Below are 17,117 nucleotides of genomic sequence, written 5' to 3'. Positions count from 1 at the left end.
TCCTCTCGGTTTTAACCAGAGGTAATTATCAATTATCCATTATCAATTAATGAAATTACTTCTATGGTCTTTACCATTGTTAATTACTAGGTCATTTTGCTCTTTTTTGTTGATAAAATAATTGGCTTTGTAGAAAGTTTATTGTAAAAATTGGGAAATTATATTTTTATGAAATTTGTCTGATCCTGCTTCGTTGATTTGCTCTAAAAGTAACTTCAGATTGTCTTTAAATTTTTCAATATTTTTCCTACTAGATTTTACCTTGTAAATATTCTTTATTTAATGTTTTTCTAGCTGAAATTGACTTCATTTTTTGAATGTAAACTTATATAACAACATGAAATGATTTGTGAAAAAATGATAACCTTGTAGGGACATTGTATGCAACGTCTCTGCTCCCCTACTGCCTATTCCCTACTCCCTAATTAATTATGAAATATTGGCTAATAAAATCAGAACCAAAAACTTACAGTATCTCAGATATGAAACAAGAAAAAACTTGTATTTGGGATGGAGTAAGAAATTATCAAGCACGCAATTTTCTACGACAAATGAATCGGGGAGATTTAGCATTTTTCTATCATTCTAATACTACTTCTCCTGGTATTATTGGGTTAGTAAAAATATTAGAAAGTGGTATTGCTGACCCCACTCAATTCGAGCCAGAAAGTAAATATTATGACCCTAAATCTACTCCTAATTCTCCTCGATGGCAAACTGTTTCTGTAGAATTTATAGAAGAATTTCCTAAAGTAATATCTTTAGCTGATTTGAAACAACAATTTACTGGGGATGAATTATTAGTTGTTAAGAAAGGAAATAGATTATCTGTAATGCCTATTCCTCAAAATGTAGGAGAGAAAATTTTAGCTATGAAAGATAATTTTTCACCAAATTAAAAAAATGTGTCACACCAAGAACTCTCACAGAAAGATAACAAGTTTAAACTCAACTAATATCATTTCTGACTTAACAGTTACTATTAAAGGAGAGAACTAACAAATCGGCATATTTACTCTTAAAGAAAAAATTCCTTTTAGTCAATCCTCTTTTTTATAAGAATAGGTAATTATTAATTGTTAATTATTAATTGTTGGATCTTTCGGAGGCACCGGATCATAACCACCTGGATGAAAAGGATGACAACGTAAAATTCGCATAACTGCCATTCTAGTACCTTTAAAAATGCCAAATCTTTCGATTGCTTCCATCGCGTATTCTGAACAAGTTGGTTGAAAACGACATGATGGAGGTAACATTGGCGAAATTAAAATTTTGTAGCCTTTAATTAATTTAATTAGTAATACTTTCATATGCAAATCAAATTCTGGAAAATAGGCGATGTGCAACTTTCTATAAAAATACAATATTTTATCCCATCAGGCTGAAAAGGTTACTTTTATAACTACCTAAACTTCCTAATTCAGGAGAAATTAAACATAGTATCTCTACTAATTATCAATTATATCACGTCTAATTTATAAGCTCTCGTAGTTTCGCTCTAGCAATATTTTATAGTTCGGGCCAGAGCAAAACTGCAAACAAAAATTTTTTGTTTGCGTAGCGGAATGGAGTTCTATCACTAATTATTAGGACATGATATTATAGTATGTTTCGGACCAATGATTTACAAGTTTAAACTATATAATTCTTGCACTTCAACCATCTTGCTTGTTAGCTTTATACTTCAATAACAACGGAAAGTACTGTATCAATTATCAATTATCCATTATCCATTGCTATACTATCTTGTTTTGTCAAACACATAGCAATTCCTTTTTCATAATAAGCCGCTTCATTAATAAAAACTGGCCATACAGGATTTTTTTCCTGATAATAAATTGTTTTGCCATCAAAAGTTAAAAACATTGGCTCACCAGGACTTAACTTTTGATAATCTCTCCCTTGTAATTGAGGATGAATCATTGCTGCTATTTCTCCATCCTCAGTCTTGGGATAATCCACAACTTTTAAATGTTTATAAACGACAATATCCCCATTTATATGATGTAGTTTACCTTCATTAAAACGTTCAATAAAATCCAAACTTGCCTGAACTAACTTTTCTGTTTTAAAAAATAAATCTGCCTCGAGAGTTCCTTGAGCTATAGGCCCTACTTCAATTCCCAAACTACGTTCACAAATGGAATTCATAAAAGAATTTTCTACTCCTGGATTAATCCAACTATAAATTTTTACATCTGGTTCAACTGAAGTTAAATAAGCAGCAATTTTTAAGTTAAAAGGATGATTATTTACCAAAACAATTGTTAATCCCATGTTGGCAGTAGTGGTATGGAAATCTAAGATAAAATCAAATTTAGGATTCCCTTTAGGTCCTAGCATTTGATTAATAAATTTTGCTCTACTTTCTTCATAGTTAGTCTTTGTATTATTTTCTAAATCCTCCAATTTAAAACAACGGTTTAAATCTGTATCAATGTATCTTTTAACTAATTCAAATGCTTGAGGATTAGCCAATAATGTTTTAGTCTCAAAATTTGTTCTGCTAATCAAGTCTGGAAACTTTTCAAATTTTTTGACAAGATATATACCTGTAAATTCATTCCCGTGTGTTCCTCCGACAATTGCTAATTTATTGATTTTTTCCATCATGCTCAATTATGATTATTCACCACTACTTAATTCTGGATTTTCTTGAACTAACTCCGATTCTTCAGAGATAATATTAGGTAGATTTTTATAAAAAGTTTCTAGACTGTGGCGATCGCCTACATAACGCCAATGCCAAGGTTCATAACCAACACCTTTCTCTTCATCAAGAGGTATCATTTCAAAGCTAAAGTAAGCGGCATTATTTTTTAGCCACTGAAAAGCTGCCGTATTTTCAAATTCCACATTTTGGTGAGTTTCAGGTGCATTTTTATCCCCAATATCAACAGCATAACCTGTTATATATTCCCCATAACTTAGAGGTGAAAAATTTTCGGTAGGATTTGACTCAATAGTATTAGTATTACTTACCCAACTTTCCAAATCAGACTTAGACTGAAATCCTCTCAAAGCTACTAAATTAATCCCATCATTTCTAGCAGTATAAAGCATTTCCTGAAACTTTTTTGCTGCATTTATTTGCAATCGAATATCACTATCAGCAACTATATATTCTAGTTCTATTTCTGCTGTTTGTGAGTAAGGCAAATCTGCAAGGGGACTTTTCTCAGATTCAATTATAGGAGTTTCTGTAGTAGAAGAATTATCTACCTTAATACTATCAGTTTCAGTTTGAGGTGATGAAGCATTGACTTGGTTGAGATTAGATTGAAGTTGTAACCCTAGAGTAACTACTCCCACCAAAACAACTATTCCCGCCCAACTCCAAATCCATTTTTTGTTGTTAGGTTGAATTGGGATAATTTCTTCATCCTTTTGGGGGTCTCGCACTGCTTCAGGAATCTCATCTACAACCGTTTCCTGGACTAATGACAAATTTTCTGAGAGACTTTCGTTATTCAAAGCTTCACTCCTGCTAGTGAATTTCAAAATCGTTTTTTATTCTATAAGTAAATCTTGATAAGTCAACATTCCATACCGTTTCACAGAAGTCAGAAGTCAAAAGTTAAAAGTCAAAAGTTGAAAGTTATATTTTTAAGACTCAAAACTTTGACTATAAAGTAACTTCAGGAAATTATTTCAAATTTAAGGTTTGAAACTATTTGTGATATAGAATCCGGTTATATAGTATATGTTCATAATTTTATCTACACTTTAATCTCCCTATTTCCCCATCCCCCCATCTCCCCATTTCCCCATCTCCCCATCTCCCCATCTCCCCATCCCAACTATATAACAAGTATTCAACCGGATTTGATATGACATCTTTAAAGTGAATGGGTAGAGAGATAAAAGGACTATCAGCAAATGAAATGTGCCAATTTACCGAATAATTAAGCTTTAAAGCCTCTCCTTTAAAAGAGAAACAAGAATATATTTCTTTTTATTCAATCCTCTTCTTTTTAGGGAGAGGTAATTATCAATTATCAATTATCCATTATCAATTATCCATTATCCATTATTGAATCGAGTTTTGTAGATCTTAGATGATTATCTTCCCAGGGAAAAAGGCAACAGAGGATTATTAGTGATAACTAATAACTGATTAAAGTCCACATTCTTTAACCCTAGAATATAGTACCCGACGCAAACGTTTAGTAATCATAAATTCTGGAATATTCACAGTAACTTCTGGTTCTCTTATGGCTACTGGTAAATGACCTTTAGGAGCATCTTCGGAGAAATTTAACTGCTCATATTTGTTCCATTTTCTGGCTTTTCTCCAACCCACTCGATCGCCGAATATTTGATAACTTTGTGGGTTATACCCTTCCAAGTTATTCCCAGTTTCTAAGTAGACTAATACTTGGATACTGAGACCAAATTTATCTGCTGAATACTTCCGCCAGAGTTGGTCAATGTTACTAATTTCTTCACAAGAAATTTTTTCTTTGATTGCTCTTGTATTGATTCCTCCTGCTCTAGTCCTTTGAGTTAATTTTAAAATCAAATCGTATGTTTCTTCGTCTGCTTCTTGCCATTTATTCTCTGCTAATAAGTTTTCTAACTGAATATAAGGGGAATTATCTGAAGCTTGTGAAGTAATAATTTTAGATTGATATCTATCTGATTCTTTTGCAGTAAATATTCCCAAATTATTAGGATTCGCTAATGATGGAAATGCTCCTAAAATAATCCCTAAAAAAACAATTAAAATTTTTGGTTTAGATTGAATCATAAATTAATACCTAGATTATTACCAATAAGATTCTATAATTTATTAAATATTTTCGACAATAGATTATATCATTTGAGGTTAATTAGTACAAAATATAAATAAGCGTAGATTTATGTTGATGATCAAATACCTCGCCCCACCTTGTAGTTAAATTATCTTGCTATGGAGCCAATATGTATCCAATTTGTATTACTTATATAGTAATTATAAGAATTTTACTGCTCCCTAAAAGCCTAAAATATTGTGGTTATTATCTTCATCAAATTACTATAATTACAAAGCGAGACTGGGAAAATAGAATTGACGATAATTTAATACCTACGCAATTTTACTGAATGATTAAGCCTAACTTGAAATTCCTTAGAAATTTTACTTAAACTTAAAGATAACTTGACATTTATTAGAAATTTTATTGACACTTAAGGAGTAGATTTATTATAATGATAAAAATGAATAAATCTGTGTAACTTAAGCATGGCTCTAATTGCATCTACTCTAAACTATAGGCACTGCACCAGTCTACGCTGCAAATTGCAATTTAGACTTTTCCCAAATGTTTGTTTTTGGGGATAGCCTTTCAGATCCAGGAAATAAAAACAGAGTTACTCGAAACTCCAGTATTTATTTTGAAGGTAGAGCTTCTAACGGATATGTTTTTGCAGATATTCTAACATCATGTTTAGATTTAGAGCCTACACCTTTTACGAGACGTGGTATTTCTCCAAATGGAACTAACTTTGCCAAAGATTTAGTTTGTTGGGATTAGGTTTAAGTTTCCTGGGGATGTTAGCTTTCAAGTAGAAAGATAACTAAAAGCAGAAACAGTAAAGGTGTTGGTAAATCAAGGTATGAAAATAAAAATTGAACAATCTCAAATATTTGTTATTCAATACTTTAGGAATTACCAAAAAATACAAATCATACCCTAATTTATCAAGGCCATTTTCGGGTTATGAATTCTCCCCCCCCTCATCTCAAGAAAAAAATGCCTACTTCATCAAATATTTATCTATAAATGTAAATTCCTATATCAACTTCATCAAATCTTCATATGACCAGTGAAATGCTCCCCAATCTTTACTGAATTTTCATAAAACACTAACAATTCTTATTTATACTTAACAGAGTATATTAATTATGATAGTAAAGCTTAAATCAATGAATAAATTTGTGTCACTCAGCATTGCTCTAACTGCGTCTACTCTAACTATGGGCGCTGAAGCAGTTTACGCTACAAGTTTAGACTTTTCCCAAATGTTTGTGTTTGGGGATAGCCTTTCAGATCCAGGAAATACAAACGGACCTACTAAAAACTCCAGTCTTTATTTTGAGCGTAGAGCTTCTAACGGGTATGTTTTTACAGATATTCTAGCATCGTATTTAGATTTAGATCCTGTAACTTTTTATAAGCCTGATCGTGGTGGTGTGTCTTCAGATGGAGCTAACTTTGCCAAAGGTGGAAATAATAGTGGAGATGACTTAGATAAACAACTTAACTCTTTTCTGGGGGGTCTTGAAGGTCAGTCAGCTAACTCTAATGCACTGTATACTCTCTGGATAGGTTCTACTGATTATCTTTCCGGTACAAAAGATTATATTGCAGGTAACTCTCCTAATATTGTAGATACAACTGTTGAGAATGTGATCGATGGTATTCGAGATTTATATAATGTAGGCGCTCGTGACTTCCTGATCCCTAACTTGCTATCATTCACAAACTCAGATTTTCATAAAATCCAAGGTATAGATGAAAACATATTCAATCAATTAACAGATGATCATAACCAAAAATTGGAGTTAGAGATAGCTGAGTTTGAGGAAGAGTTTTCTGAAGTGACTATCACATTATTAGATGTTAACTCTACTTTCGATGATATACTTGAAAATCCCGGTGAGTTCGGTTTTACTAATGTAACAGACAGTTGGTTAGAATGCAACGGATTTAAGTGTGATGTTAATCCTACAGATCCAGCACCTCCAGATGGAAACTTATCAGATGGAAACTTATCAGATGGATACTTATACTGGGATTACATTCATCCTACAACAAAATTTTATCAGTTAATAGCAAATGAAGCTATATCTGTTCTAAATTCTGAATATAATCAAGATGTTCCTGAATATAGTCAAGATGTTCCTGAACCTACTTCTACATTGAGTTTGTTGGGATTAGGTTTAAGTTTCCTGGGAACGTCAGCTTTCAAACAGAAAGATAAACAAAAGCAGAAACAGAAAGTATAGCGCTACGCGCAAGGCAAAACTCAAAAATACTCTTTGAGTGAGTTTTATAATCAGGACTTACGCACGCGCAACCAAGAAACCGGGTTTATTGCCCTGATCTTGTTGTTCAAACCACGAGATTTCGTTCATAAACCCGGTTTATGCGTAACTCCTAATAATTTAGAAATGTTAGCGCCCTTTGCCTCGACTGCTATATAATCACAATCTTTGAATATCTATGAAAAAGACTGTAGGGATGTTTCATAAAGCATCCCTACAACTATTGTAATTGTAAGAATTTTACTGCTCCCTAAAAGTATAAAATATGGTGGTTATGATTTTCATAAGATACAGTTTTTTTCCTTGTTCTCTTTTGCCTGTTGCCTGTGTTGTAGCTGTAGCAATATTTTATTAAATTGGTATTAGTATCTCTACAAAATTTTACTGATATAATTAAGCCTAGTTTGACATTCCTCAGGAATTCTACTTATACTTATAGCTAAGTTGATTAAACTCATCAGGGTTGCACATACATAATGAATAACATTGTTTCAGTTAGCATTGCTCTAGCTGCATCTGGTCTAACTATAGGGACTGTTCCCGTTTACGCTGCAAATTTTAATTTTGATAATTCCAATTTAGACTTTTCCCAAATGTTTATCTTTGGGGATAGCCTTTTGGATACAGGAAATGCTTTTAGTCTCACAGAAGGACAATTTCCAGAAAACTCCCTATCTTTTGAGGGTAGGTTTTCTAACGGACCTATTTGGATAGAATCTCTAGGATTATCCTTAGACTTAAATCCTACAGCTTTTTTTACTAATTTTTCTGTTTCTCAAGACGGAGCTAACTATGCTACAGGTGGGTCACTCAGTGGAAACCAGAATCTTCTTAATGGCCTGCCAAGTTTAGAACAACAACTTCAGAGTTTTATTGCTCCTCTTTTAGAACAAGAGAATTCAGCTAACTCTGATGGACTATACACTGTCTGGGCGGGTGCAAATGATTATATTTTAGATCCTCTATCTATGTTGGGTTTGGCACTCCCACCAGAGACACCTGCTAATCCAGATACAACTGTTAATAATATTACGGATGGTATTGAAGCTTTATATAATGTAGGCGCTCGTAACTTCCTCATCCCAAACTTACCATCATTAGGTCTCACACCTTTGGCTACATTCACAGGTAAATCTGAGAGATTGAATGAATTAACAGATGCTCATAACCAAAAACTAGAGTTAGCGATCGCTCAGTTAGAACAATCTTTATCTGGAGCTACTATCATCTTATTAGATGTTAACTCTATTTTAGATGAGATAATTGAGAATCCCAGTCAGTTTGGTTTTAGCAATGTAACAGACAGTTGGTCAAATACAGTATTAGCTTTTTGCTCAGATGCCTCTTTAGGAGCAGATGGTTCAGTAACATCCTGTGATGTTGATGTTCCCGATCCAGATAAATACTTATTCTGGGATATACTTCATCCTACAGAAGTCGCTCATCAGATACTAGCAAATGAAGCCCTATACGCTTTGAAATCTGAATATAATGAGACTGTTCCTGAACCTAGTTCCATATTTAGTTTGCTGGGATTAGGTGTAAGTTTGCTAGGGATATCAGCTTTCAAACACAAAGTTTGAAACAGTTAACAGATATTCATAGATACATCCGCAAGAATTGTAGGAACTAAGGATGTTAGTTCCTACAAAGTTTTCAGAAGAGCGTTATTTGTCAGTTGCAGTTATAACACTACATCTTCTGGTCAGAACAACAAATTTGGGTTGTAATATCATGTCCGGATAAACACTTATAACCTGCATTCCGCACTTCAAAGCGAATTATAAAGGTCAACTAGTAAGTAGGGAAGGATCTGCAGCCTATGTTTGGTTTTATCAACTCTTTATTCTAAATATTTGCCTGAGAATTTGACGAATGAGATAGGTCAATGAAGATGATTTATACAGCATAAATAACTCTCAAATTACCAATTTTTCTACTTTGAATGTTACAAATTGACGGAAGTAATGTGAGTTATCAATAATTAGGGATAAGTCAGAACTCAGGAGTCAGGAGGGAGAAGTGATGGGAAAAAAGAATGATCGGCAGTATAAAGAGGAGAAAGTTTTTTGGTCGCGTCAGTGGAACGCAGTTCTATCGCTAATTAAGCGGACATGATATAATAAAAAACTACCACATATTTGTTCCTGCCATAGGGACAAATGTTGAGTTTTACAAGCTTTTGGTAGGAATTTCTCGTTCAGGAATAATCAGTTTTTCCATCATATATTCGACAGTTTGCTGGTTTACCCATCCTCGTTGAGCAACAATTTCACCAAGACGAGAGGGATTTTGCTGCTGCTCACTCAGAGCAATTGTTAGCTGATCTGAAGTCAACAAACCCGCTTCGAGCAGATAAGTACCTAATGGTTTAAAGTTTGAAGGCACTAAAGCATCAGTTTCCATGATTGGAGATGCCACGATTTGTTGTTTAACTTGATACTGATTTTGTTGTGTGAGAACTTTGAATTCATCCAAAAGTGACATATCCTTCAAAGATTCAGTTGAACTGTAATTCTGTGCATATTCCAACAAAGAAGTGCTAAATTCTACAAAAATATCAAATACTTCATCAACTGCTGCACGAACTGAAGTTTCTATCTGTTCAGGAATTTGAATATTCTCAATGAACTGCTTTAGTTCTGAAGAGTAGATGGTATGGCTGGTATCTACTGTAAAGTGATGCTGTCCAAAGTAAGGATAATTCTCATCAGAAAAAGACTGCAACTCCTGGCAAACCTCAGCTGTTGCACCGAGAAAAATATCAGCAATTGCTTCAATTGCTTCAATCATAGCCAACTTCTGAATAGGTTCAGCTTTGTATCCGAGTTTATAGAGCTTGTAAATTGTACTGCGTGAGAACTTATTATCTTGATTCCAGAGATATTTAAGACAGCTAGTAAACTTAAGTGAATAGTTCATCCCTAGCTTTTCTAAATCTTCTAAAAACCAAGGCCAATGGCAATCATCCTCATAGGTATGCTGATTCACAATCTTCTGGATTGGATCGTCAGTAGGTTCTTCCCGAAAAGCATACTGATTGAGTTCTGCAAATCCCATAACGAAAAAGGCAAAGCAAGGTGCAAAAGCAAGTCTTCTTCGAGGTGCAATGTTCTTGTTTCTCAGGAACTGGTATAGGGGATGCTGACGGAACTCCACCTGCTTGTGTTCAATCAAACTCAAAATATCTTTCATACAAAGCTTTTTCATACTAAGAAATTTCCTGTAGTTATACGTACGTAAAATATACACAAAAAATATACAAATTTTTAGTGTATATAAATAATACAAATCAAATATAAAAAAACATTAAAGAATACCTTAAAAGTATAAATAAATACTGATTTATTTTAAATTATATGATTTTTTTTGAAAACTTTAATTTTGTAATACTAAAAGTAGTATCAATATCTGTAGTTTAATAAGTGTTTATACTTAAAAACTGATCTTTGAATTGCCATTATACTTATATATCCAATTAGCAGAACTAATTCAATCCAGACTTTTGACTCGCCATCTATAAAAACTACATTTTGAAGTATGATTAATAATCATACTTAACCAGTTACATGCTATGTATAAATTTTTATACTTGAATTTGAAGTCGGAATGTTGGATAAAACCTTTGTGGAGTCAAGTAAGCATCTTGCCTACGAAGTATTGTATCTTGCACAGGTATACCTCACTGATATCAAATGAGTTTTGTATTCAAGCTGTCGCCTAAATTCATAAAATCCTTGATTTGCAATTGATTTAGCTAGATATGTTGTCAATTTATGAAGTACGTCATGATGAATATTAGCTACTTTTGTGTGTAGCTTGGCAATTTTAAGTTGTGCTGCCCTCCAGTTAGCTGAACCAATAATTTTGTTGCGGTTCAGGTATTGTAGTCTATTGATGAGCGGGAATATTTTTTGCTTCCATACCTATTCCCTATTCCCTGTTCCCCGTTCCCTGTTCCCTGTTTCTTAAATATATCTACCTTATAACAACAGAAAGCTCTGTATAATTAAGTATTCAACCGGATTTAATATCACTATATATACAGGACTACTGACAACTTTTAAACTGGATTCTACATTAGACAAAACAGAAGCATAAAAGCTCAAATATAGACAAGCAAAGCTTTATTTCAATGCTTTATTTCAATCTTTTGTCCCTCTTTCTTCTTCAATATATGGGAATATCAACCACAAATTTTGCTCCCTGACCAGGTGCAGATTGACAGGTTAGACAACCACCATGCCTTTCTACAACAATTTGATAACTGACTGACAAACCCAATCCTTTACCTTGCCCTACAGGTTTAGTTGTGAAAAAGGGATCAAATACTTTGGAAAGGACTTTTTGTTTGATGCCAGGGCCATTATCGGTAATCTGAATGGAAATTGAGTTTTCATGCAAAACTGTATGAATCCGAATCTCTGGCTGGGCTGTGGGTAATTTTCCGTCGTCCTCGTTTGATAATAAAGCATCTATTGCATTGTTGAGAATATTCATAAAGACTTGATTCAGTTGTCCAGCATAACAATTAACTAGAGGGAGTTGTCCATAGTCTTTAATCACAGTAATTTCAGGATGATTTTCATTAGGTTTTAATCTGTTTTTGAGAATTAACAAGGTACTCTCAATTCCCTGATGAATATCTACTTCTTTCCAGTCAGATTCATCAAGACGTGAGAAATTGCGTAACGATCCTACAATTTCTCGAATTCGCCTGGTTCCAACTTCCATAGAACCAAAAAGCTTAACTAAATCCTTTTGAAGAAAATCCAAATCTATTTCTTCAATTATCGTTTGAACTTCTTCAGGCAGAACTGGAAAACATTCCTGAACTGTATCAATCAAGTTGAACAAGTCTTGAACATACTGACTGGCATACTCAATATTCCCATGAATGAAACTAACTGGATTATTAATTTCATGAGCAATTCCAGCTACCATTTGCCCTAAACTTGACATTTTTTCAGCTTGAATTAATTGAGCTTGAGTCTGCTTGAGTTGAACTAATGTCTCTTGTAAAACATGGTTTTGTTCAGTAATTTCCTCATTCTTCTGATTTAACTGCTGTGTTCTTTGTTCAACTTTATCCTCTAGATTTTGATTTGCTGCAGCCAAATTTCCATAAAGCATAGCATTTTCTAGGGAGATAGCAATTTGAGTCGAGAGCAAATTGAGTACATCTAGATGATTATTAGTGAATGCTCCTGGCATCAAGTTATTTTCTAGATAAATAATACCAATCAATTTATTGCGGTGGTTAATTGGCAGACAAAGAACGCTTTTAGGTTGATGTTTAACCAGATAAGCATCTATGGCAAATGTTGTATCTTTACAAGCATCTTCAATCATTAATATTTCTTTTGTACGAGAAACATAATTAACAATTGATTGAGGTACATCTTGGCTATCCTTTAATAAGGAGCATTGTAAAATAGATTGGGAACCATTACTATTTCTAACCGCCTCAATAACCAAATTCTCCTCTCGGTAAAATGCCAAGATACATTTCTCAGCACCAGCATTTTCAACAATAATATTTATTAATTTTTCCAGCAGTTGTTCCAAATGAATTTCTTGCGCTAGAGCTTGTGAGGCTTTCAGAACAGTTGTGAAGTCTAAATTTTCGGTGATACTGCTGCTTGCTGAACTTGAAAATGTGGGCGAAATTCGGTTACTAGCAGTATTGTAAGCAATAGCATCTGAAGTCAGTTTGTTTAAAAAAGGATAGGTTTCTTCTAAGGCTTGAACTTTTGCCATTGCTCCCCAACAGGCATAGGCAGAATAAGCATCTATTAAATATTCCTCCGCAATTCTTTCTTTTCCCCAATTTAGATAAAATTTGGCAGCTAATTCATTCGCCAATGCAACTTCATTAATAAACTGATTTTCTTGTGCTAGGGTAATTGCGTGATCGTACATTTCTGCTGCCTGAATTTTATCTCCCAAAATTCGGTACTTTTCTGCTTCAACAAGATAAAACTTGTGTTGATGGTTCATCGGTGCTGATTCTGCCCATTTGCACAATTTATCCTGGTTTTGCTGAATTTGTTGCTGATATTGGCCAAGTTCAGAGGCTGTCTGAGTACAGAACGCTAGAGTAATCAAGGAGTCGTAAAAATAGAAAATTGGCAAACAGACTAATCCAGTAGCTCCATCTAAATACTGGCGGATTTGAATAGCATATTCTCGTGCTTGGGAAATCTTTCCAAACAGATAACAAAGAATAAGGCGATCGAGATAAAGGTAAAATAACCCCAGCATATCCTGGGCGTTTGTTAACTGCTGATAAAGGGTTTCCGTATCACCATCGAATCCATTCTCTAACAGTCGATCCAGGTTCTCAGATTCACTTTCACCTAACAGTTGCGATACTGTTTGTCCTAAAATTTGACAATAACCTAGAGTTGTGACTTGCTTGTAACCTGATAATAGATTCTGATACGTGTGAATTTCTGTGGCTAAATCTATTAAATTATTACCTATCCAGTAGGAGTTACGAGAGATATTTTTAGCAAAATAACCGACAAATTCTAAATTGCCAACCTCTAGAGCAATCTGATAACCTTCCTGAAGTAAGGGTAAGGTTTCCTTGAGATGAGATTGGGTATGAAAAATGAAACTTCCCAGGACAAGATAAGTGCGACTGTTGAGATCCTTATCTTCTAATTTAGTTGTCAAATCTAGACACAATTTTCCTAACCAATTCGAGGTTTCAAAATCTTGTAAATTGCCTGCCAAAAATAGACCATAAGTGGCATAGAAGAAAGAAGATGCTGGAGAATTACCAAAGTCAAGCGAAGCCTTAACTTGAGATGAAACAATCAGAGGAAACAGTGCAGGTTCAGCAATAAAAGTAGCAGGAATCATACTGAGGATAATTCGTCCAATTGCCAATTGATTTTTATCTGTCATCACAGGTAAATTGACAATTTCCTCCAAGGTTTTATCTGAGAGCTTTGCAGCTGTTGCCATCATTGCTTCCTCAATATCTGCTGGTTTGATACTCTCAGGAAATTCAACATTGAATAATTTGAGGACTTGTCTAGCTGTAACAATAGCTTCTAACATTTTGTTTTGAGAAGCACAAGCTTGAATTTTTACCTCATATGCTTTGACCAGATCTAACGGAGTTTTTGCCTGTTCTAGAATAATATCCATCAAGGCTTCCATCTGTTCAAAATCACCTAATAGAGAGGTGATTTCTATAGCAATTTCATACAATTCTAGAGTTGATAGGTATCGATACTGCCATGCTTGAGAGGGTAAAAGTTGAATGGCTGTTGTTGCATATTCCAAAGCAATATCATAAGCTGTTGTTGCCCGTGCTTTTCGAGCTGCTTTCAGATTAAGTTGAATTAGTTGCTCATATTCTGACTCAACTTTAATTGTGGATATACTAATGTTTAAATGGTTAACAATATCAAAGATTTTGGATTCCTGCTCTACTTCTGAAAGTTGACTGAGTAATAGCTTGCCAATACGCTGATGCAGGATAGGTTGTTGAGATTGAGGAATTAGAGAATAAGCAGCTTGCTGAACTCGATCATGGAGAAATTTATAGGAGTTCCAGCTCAAATTCACTTGTTCGTTTGCTGCAGATTTTTCAATCCGTTCAAAGTTAACAGCTTGGTAAAAATTATTGCCCTGATTTTGCTTGAGGATCAAACCCTGTTGAAAAGCAGCCTTAAGAGCATTTGCAGTTTGGATTTGAGATTGCTGAGATACAATAGCTAAATCAGATAAATCAAATTCATTCCCGATGCAAGCAGCTAACTTCAAGAAGTTTTGTGTTTCTAATGGTAGCTTTTTTAACTGTAGTACCATAAACTCTACCACATCCTCTGTGAGAGAAAGTGTTTGAATTTGATTTAAGTCATATTCCCAAAACCCTACATCTACATCAGTATTAAATCTGATTAATTTATCTTCATACAGTGACAGCATAAACTGATGACTGAAAAAAGGATTTCCCTGGGTTTTTTGATAAATTAGTTGGGTAATAGGTTCGGCTAACTCTTGAGAGCAATGTAATGTTTCTTGAATACAATCATTTAAGTCTGAGAGTTGAAGAGGCTTTAGTTGAATGGTATTAATTGTGATTCCTAGATTTTGAATTTCTTTCAGGGTAATAATCAAGGGATGCACTGAACTGACTTCGTTATCTCGATAAGCTCCTATGAGGAGTAAATGATGAATTTCAGTTTCACCCATTAATAGTTGAATCAACTGCAAAGATGATGAATCTATCCACTGCAAGTCATCTAGAAAAATCACCAGTGGATGCTCTTGTGATGCAAAAACCTGAGTGAATTTCTGAAACAGAAGATTGAAGCGATTTTGATTGGCAGTTCCATTAAGTTCTGGTACAGCAGGTTGACTACCGATAATTTCTTCTAGCTCTGGAATCACATCAATAATTACTTGGCTATTATCACCCAAAGCTTTTATAATCTTTGATTTCCATTGGTTTAGCCGAGTTGAATTTTCAGTTAACAACTGCTTCATCAAACTCCGAAAGGCTTGCAGAATTGCTGAGTAGGGAATATTACGCTGAAACTGGTCAAATTTGCCTTGAATAAAGTATCCTTTCTGGTGAATAACAGGTTTGTGAATTTCTTGAATAACTGCTGTTTTCCCAACTCCGGATTCCCCTGCAATCAAGAGAATTTCTCGATTGCCTCGACTACTGCGATCAAAAGCATTCAGAAGAGTCTTAACCTCTAAGTCACGTCCATAAAGCTTATCAGGGATCATGAAGCGATCGCAAATGTCATTTTTGCCCAACTCAAAAAAGTCTATTTGACCTATTTTTTCCCATTGAGATAAACACTTTTCTAAATCTTGCTTTAATCCCAAAGCACTTTGATAACGGTCTTCAGGATTTTTGGCCATTAGTTTGGCAACAATGTTGGACAAAACTTGAGGAATTTTTGGGTTTTCTTCATGCACTGCCGGAGGATTTTTGGCAAGATGACAATAAATCCATTCCATTGGATCTTCAGCAGAGAATGGAAGTTGCATTGTTAAAAGCTGATAGAAAGTGATCCCCAGAGAATAAAAATCAGTTCGATAATCAAGGCATCGATTCATTCTACCTGTTTGTTCTGGAGAAATATAACCTAGAGTTCCTTCTAAAACATTTGAGATGTTAATAACTTGTTTTTTTTGATTGACAATAGAGGCGAAAGTAAAATCACTGAAGTTCACCTGTTTACTCACAGGATCGATTAAAATATTAGACGGTTTAATATGTTGATAAATAATCTGATAATAATGTAATTTATGTAATATTTGAGCAATTTGGACAGCAATAGGCAAAAAATCAGTTAAGCAATCAAATCCTTGGAAATATGTATTTTTAGAATCTTTATATCGCTGATACCACCATTCTTTAAGGGAAATTATCTCAGAGTCTTCTACAACAAAAGCATAGGGATTTTCCAATTTTTTCAAACTACACGAATGTAGAATTCCTGAAAATTTGATTCGCTGTTTCTGCAGTTTCATAGATTTTATCTAGGATGATGTAAAATTGTAAACTAGGGTGATGTAAAATTGTAAAACTAAATTTTTTATACAAAGGCTTAAAAAAATTTTCTCAAACACGAAACCGGATATGGAGTTGATTATTCTAGATTAATATAGAATTTGTGAGATGATCAACAGAAAAAATACGGAACTTAATTGTCTTTGTGAAACTTCATCTTCTGTATATCTTCTGTATATTTTCTGAAACTCTATGTTCTCGATTTTACACGACAAAATGTAGTATTTTCCAGGTGTAATAAATGTTTACTGGAAATGGTTATATCATGTTCGTTAGAACAGTTATAATTACAGCACTTTTTAGGATGGTGAGGTACACTTGAAGACTAATCTCTCTTCACCCCGTGAGCTAAAGTGATAAAACTTTGTACCTCACTAACTCCGAAACTGCTGTAAGTTTATAGTTGGCTTTTTGCCCTACAATAAATATTTAGGGTGCTTCAGCCCAACTACGAACAAATACTTTATTTATTAAAACTAATTATAGTTTGCGCTCAAAAGTCTTATGGGTGAGGGTAGGAGTCAGGAGACAGGA

At 34.1% G+C, this 17,117-nt stretch carries 12 protein-coding genes; 4 read left to right on the top strand and 8 right to left on the bottom strand.

From position 1 onward, the window contains the following. Positions 1-138: 138 nt before the first annotated feature. The gene (locus ACP6PL_RS08495) at positions 139-270 is read right to left on the bottom strand and encodes a DUF7149 domain-containing protein (RefSeq protein WP_426544511.1); all 132 of its coding nucleotides are present in this window, start codon (positions 268-270) and stop codon (positions 139-141) included. A gap of 161 nt (positions 271-431) precedes the next feature. Here ACP6PL_RS08495 and ACP6PL_RS08490 point away from each other — a divergent pair, with 161 nt between their 5' ends. Next, positions 432-899, top strand: a complete 468-nt coding sequence (locus ACP6PL_RS08490; RefSeq protein WP_426544501.1) for an EVE domain-containing protein — start codon at positions 432-434, stop codon at positions 897-899. Between the two features lie 180 nt (positions 900-1,079). Here the strand turns inward: ACP6PL_RS08490 and yidD are convergent, their stop codons facing one another. The 4 genes from yidD to ACP6PL_RS08470 all read right to left on the bottom strand — a co-directional run bounded on the left by yidD (position 1,080) and on the right by ACP6PL_RS08470 (position 4,753). Next, a complete protein-coding gene (gene yidD / locus ACP6PL_RS08485) occupies positions 1,080-1,313 on the bottom strand; it encodes a membrane protein insertion efficiency factor YidD (RefSeq protein ID WP_426544499.1) in 234 nt (77 codons plus the stop codon). 409 nt (positions 1,314-1,722) lie between these two features. Continuing rightward, complete coding sequence (locus ACP6PL_RS08480) at positions 1,723-2,613, bottom strand: aspartoacylase (RefSeq protein WP_426544509.1); 891 nt, start codon at positions 2,611-2,613, stop codon at positions 1,723-1,725. A gap of 15 nt (positions 2,614-2,628) precedes the next feature. After that, on the bottom strand, positions 2,629-3,504 hold the full coding sequence (locus tag ACP6PL_RS08475; RefSeq protein WP_426544497.1) for a M15 family metallopeptidase: 876 nt from the start codon (positions 3,502-3,504) through the stop codon (positions 2,629-2,631). Positions 3,505-4,120: 616 nt separating this feature from the next. Further along, positions 4,121-4,753 (bottom strand): GUN4 domain-containing protein, encoded by a 633-nt coding sequence (locus ACP6PL_RS08470; protein WP_426544495.1) that lies wholly within the window; start codon positions 4,751-4,753, stop codon positions 4,121-4,123. A gap of 553 nt (positions 4,754-5,306) precedes the next feature. On the opposite strand from ACP6PL_RS08470, the gene ACP6PL_RS08465 reads away from it, so the two are divergent. The 3 genes from ACP6PL_RS08465 (at position 5,307) to ACP6PL_RS08455 (ending at position 8,616) form a co-directional block, all read left to right on the top strand. Beyond that, complete coding sequence (locus ACP6PL_RS08465; RefSeq protein WP_426544493.1) at positions 5,307-5,519, top strand: hypothetical protein; 213 nt, start codon at positions 5,307-5,309, stop codon at positions 5,517-5,519. A 371-nt stretch (positions 5,520-5,890) separates the two neighbouring features. After that, positions 5,891-6,994 (top strand): SGNH/GDSL hydrolase family protein, encoded by a 1,104-nt coding sequence (locus tag ACP6PL_RS08460; RefSeq protein WP_426544492.1) that lies wholly within the window; start codon positions 5,891-5,893, stop codon positions 6,992-6,994. Positions 6,995-7,509: 515 nt separating this feature from the next. After that, on the top strand, positions 7,510-8,616 hold the full coding sequence (locus ACP6PL_RS08455) for an SGNH/GDSL hydrolase family protein (RefSeq protein ID WP_426544490.1): 1,107 nt from the start codon (positions 7,510-7,512) through the stop codon (positions 8,614-8,616). A 589-nt stretch (positions 8,617-9,205) separates the two neighbouring features. On the opposite strand, the gene ACP6PL_RS08450 is transcribed toward ACP6PL_RS08455, so the two are convergent. The 3 genes from ACP6PL_RS08450 to ACP6PL_RS08440 all read right to left on the bottom strand — a co-directional run bounded on the left by ACP6PL_RS08450 (position 9,206) and on the right by ACP6PL_RS08440 (position 16,543). After that, the gene (locus tag ACP6PL_RS08450; RefSeq protein ID WP_426544488.1) at positions 9,206-10,243 is read right to left on the bottom strand and encodes a cyclic di-GMP-binding domain-containing protein, MshE-related; all 1,038 of its coding nucleotides are present in this window, start codon (positions 10,241-10,243) and stop codon (positions 9,206-9,208) included. 440 nt (positions 10,244-10,683) lie between these two features. Continuing rightward, positions 10,684-10,896: a transposase gene (locus ACP6PL_RS08445; protein WP_426544507.1), complete on the bottom strand. Its 213-nt coding sequence runs from the start codon at positions 10,894-10,896 to the stop codon at positions 10,684-10,686. A gap of 307 nt (positions 10,897-11,203) precedes the next feature. After that, positions 11,204-16,543, bottom strand: a complete 5,340-nt coding sequence (locus ACP6PL_RS08440; RefSeq protein ID WP_426544486.1) for a trifunctional serine/threonine-protein kinase/ATP-binding protein/sensor histidine kinase — start codon at positions 16,541-16,543, stop codon at positions 11,204-11,206. Between the last annotated feature and the right edge of the window lie 574 nt (positions 16,544-17,117).

Source organism: Dapis purpurea BLCC-M126 (assembly GCF_050015975.1).
In the GTDB taxonomy this organism is placed as follows: domain Bacteria; phylum Cyanobacteriota; class Cyanobacteriia; order Cyanobacteriales; family Microcoleaceae; genus Trichodesmium.
This window is presented reverse-complemented; position numbering and strand designations above follow the sequence as displayed.

Bases quoted from the DNA above. Each gene is read 5' to 3' on its own strand.
- ACP6PL_RS08490 (WP_426544501.1), top strand. From the start codon at position 432: ATGAAATATTGGCTAATAAAATCAGAACCAAAAACTTACAGTATCTCA.
- yidD (WP_426544499.1), bottom strand. From the start codon at position 1,313: ATGAAAGTATTACTAATTAAATTAATTAAAGGCTACAAAATTTTAATT.
- ACP6PL_RS08480 (WP_426544509.1), bottom strand. From the start codon at position 2,613: ATGGAAAAAATCAATAAATTAGCAATTGTCGGAGGAACACACGGGAAT.
- ACP6PL_RS08470 (WP_426544495.1), bottom strand. From the start codon at position 4,753: ATGATTCAATCTAAACCAAAAATTTTAATTGTTTTTTTAGGGATTATT.
- ACP6PL_RS08465 (WP_426544493.1), top strand. From the start codon at position 5,307: ATGTTTGTTTTTGGGGATAGCCTTTCAGATCCAGGAAATAAAAACAGA.
- ACP6PL_RS08460 (WP_426544492.1), top strand. From the start codon at position 5,891: ATGATAGTAAAGCTTAAATCAATGAATAAATTTGTGTCACTCAGCATT.
- ACP6PL_RS08455 (WP_426544490.1), top strand. From the start codon at position 7,510: ATGAATAACATTGTTTCAGTTAGCATTGCTCTAGCTGCATCTGGTCTA.
- ACP6PL_RS08450 (WP_426544488.1), bottom strand. From the start codon at position 10,243: ATGAAAAAGCTTTGTATGAAAGATATTTTGAGTTTGATTGAACACAAG.
- ACP6PL_RS08440 (WP_426544486.1), bottom strand. From the start codon at position 16,543: ATGAAACTGCAGAAACAGCGAATCAAATTTTCAGGAATTCTACATTCG.